Here is a 2500-nt window from a genome sequence, read left to right as displayed (position 1 = left end):
CCATGTGCCTACAAGTTGTCAGAGCCCGTTAATGGGTGATGGCGTGCCTTTTGTAGAATGAACCGGCGAGTTACGATTCCATGCAAGGTTAAGCAGTGAATGCGGAGCCGCAGCGAAAGCGAGTCTGAATAGGGCGATAGAGTATGGGGTCGTAGACCCGAAACCAGGTGATCTACCCATGTCCAGGGTGAAGGTAAGGTAACACTTACTGGAGGCCCGAACCCACGTACGTTGAAAAGTGCGGGGATGAGGTGTGGGTAGCGGTGAAATTCCAATCGAACCTGGAGATAGCTGGTTCTCTCCGAAATAGCTTTAGGGCTAGCCTCAAACTTAAGAATCTCGGAGGTAGAGCACTGTTTGGACTAGGGGCCCATCCCGGGTTACCGAATTCAGACAAACTCCGAATGCCGATGATTTATGTTTGGGAGTCAGACTGCGGGTGATAAGATCCGTAGTCGAGAGGGAAACAGCCCAGACCACCAGTTAAGGTCCCCAAGTATTCGTTAAGTGGAAAAGGATGTGGCGTTGCCCAGACAACCAGGATGTTGGCTTAGAAGCAGCCATCATTTAAAGAGTGCGTAATAGCTCACTGGTCGAGTGGCGCTGCGCCGAAAATGTACCGGGGCTAAACGAATCACCGAAACTGTGGATTGACATCTTAGATGTCAGTGGTAGGAGAGCGTTCCAAGGGCGTCGAAGCTAGACCGTAAGGACTGGTGGAGCGCTTGGAAGTGAGAATGCCGGTATGAGTAGCGAAAGAAGGGTGAGAATCCCTTCCACCGAATGCCCAAGGTTTCCTGAGGAAGGCTCGTCCGCTCAGGGTTAGTCAGGACCTAAGTTGAGGCCGAAAGGCGTAGACGATGGACAACAGGTTGATATTCCTGTACCACCTCCCCGCCGTTTGAGCAATGGGGTGACGCAGTAGGATAGGGTGAGCGCGCTGTTGGTTATGCGCGTCTAAGCAGTGAGGTGTGGAATGAGGCAAATCCCGTTCCTATAACATTGAGCTGTTACAGCAAGGGGATTTATCCCTGAGTCCCTGATTTCACGCTGCCAAGAAAAGCCTCTAGCGAGGCGGGAGGTGCCTGTACCGCAAACCGACACAGGTAGGCGAGGAGAGAATCCTAAGGTGATCGAGAGAACTCTCGTTAAGGAACTCGGCAAAATGACCCCGTAACTTCGGGAGAAGGGGTGCTCTGGTAGGGTGTTAAAGCCCGAGAGAGCCGCAGTGAATAGGCCCAGGCGACTGTTTAGCAAAAACACAGGTCTCTGCAAAACCGCAAGGTGAAGTATAGGGGCTGACGCCTGCCCGGTGCTGGAAGGTTAAGAGGAGAGGTCAGCGCAAGCGAAGCTTCGAATTGAAGCCCCAGTAAACGGCGGCCGTAACTATAACGGTCCTAAGGTAGCGAAATTCCTTGTCGGGTAAGTTCCGACCCGCACGAAAGGCGTAACGATCTGGGCACTGTCTCAACGAGAGACTCGGTGAAATTATAATACCTGTGAAGATGCAGGTTACCCGCGACAGGACGGAAAGACCCCGTGGAGCTTTACTGTAACCTGATATTGAATTCCGGTGCAGCCTGTACAGGATAGGTAGGAGCCTTGGATTCCGGAGCGCTAGCTTCGGATGAGGCGTTGGTGGGATACTACCCTGGCTGTATTGGACTTCTAACCCATGCCCCTTATCGGGGCAGGAGACAGTGTCAGGCGGGCAGTTTGACTGGGGCGGTCGCCTCCTAAAGAGTAACGGAGGCGCCCAAAGGTTCCCTCAGAATGGTTGGACATCATTCGTAGAGTGCAAAGGCATAAGGGAGCTTGACTGCGAGACCTACAAGTCGAGCAGGGTCGAAAGACGGGCTTAGTGATCCGGTGGTTCCGCATGGAAGGGCCATCGCTCAACGGATAAAAGCTACCCCGGGGATAACAGGCTTATCTCCCCCAAGAGTCCACATCGACGGGGAGGTTTGGCACCTCGATGTCGGCTCATCGCATCCTGGGGCTGTAGTCGGTCCCAAGGGTTGGGCTGTTCGCCCATTAAAGCGGTACGCGAGCTGGGTTCAGAACGTCGTGAGACAGTTCGGTCCCTATCCGTCGCGGGCGCAGGAAATTTGAGAGGAGCTGTCCTTAGTACGAGAGGACCGGGATGGACATACCTCTGGTGTACCAGTTGTCTTGCCAAAGGCATCGCTGGGTAGCTATGTATGGACGGGATAAATGCTGAAAGCATCTAAGCATGAAGCCCCCCTCGAGATGAGATTTCCCATTACGCAAGTAAGTAAGATCCCTCAAAGAAGATGAGGTTGATAGGTCTGGGGTGGAAGCACGGCGACGTGTGGAGCTGACGGATACTAATCGATCGAGGACTTAACCAATTTTGAAAAGGGCTTGATTACCCTGATTTTGTGTAGCACAATGTCTGTTTTATTCAGTTTTGAGCGAACAAGCTCAAAGAGTCTGGTGACGATTGCGAAGAGGTCACACCCGTTCCCATCCCGAACAC

2 rRNA genes (both running past the window's edge) are annotated in these 2500 nt (G+C 53.0%); both read left to right on the top strand.

The annotated features are described in order from the left end of the window. A 23S ribosomal RNA gene (locus tag ACGLYD_RS19190) occupies positions 1 to 2372 on the top strand; it begins 560 nt to the left of the window's first position. A gap of 81 nt (positions 2373 to 2453) precedes the next feature. Beyond that, a 5S ribosomal RNA gene (gene rrf, locus ACGLYD_RS19185) occupies positions 2454 to 2500 on the top strand (it continues 69 nt past the right edge of the window).

The sequence above is a fragment of the Sporosarcina sp. SG10008 genome (genome assembly GCF_044569405.1).
GTDB lineage: Bacteria > Bacillota > Bacilli > Bacillales_A > Planococcaceae > Sporosarcina > Sporosarcina psychrophila.
Note: the sequence above shows the minus strand (reverse complement) of the source record. Positions and strands in the feature narration are given on the sequence as shown.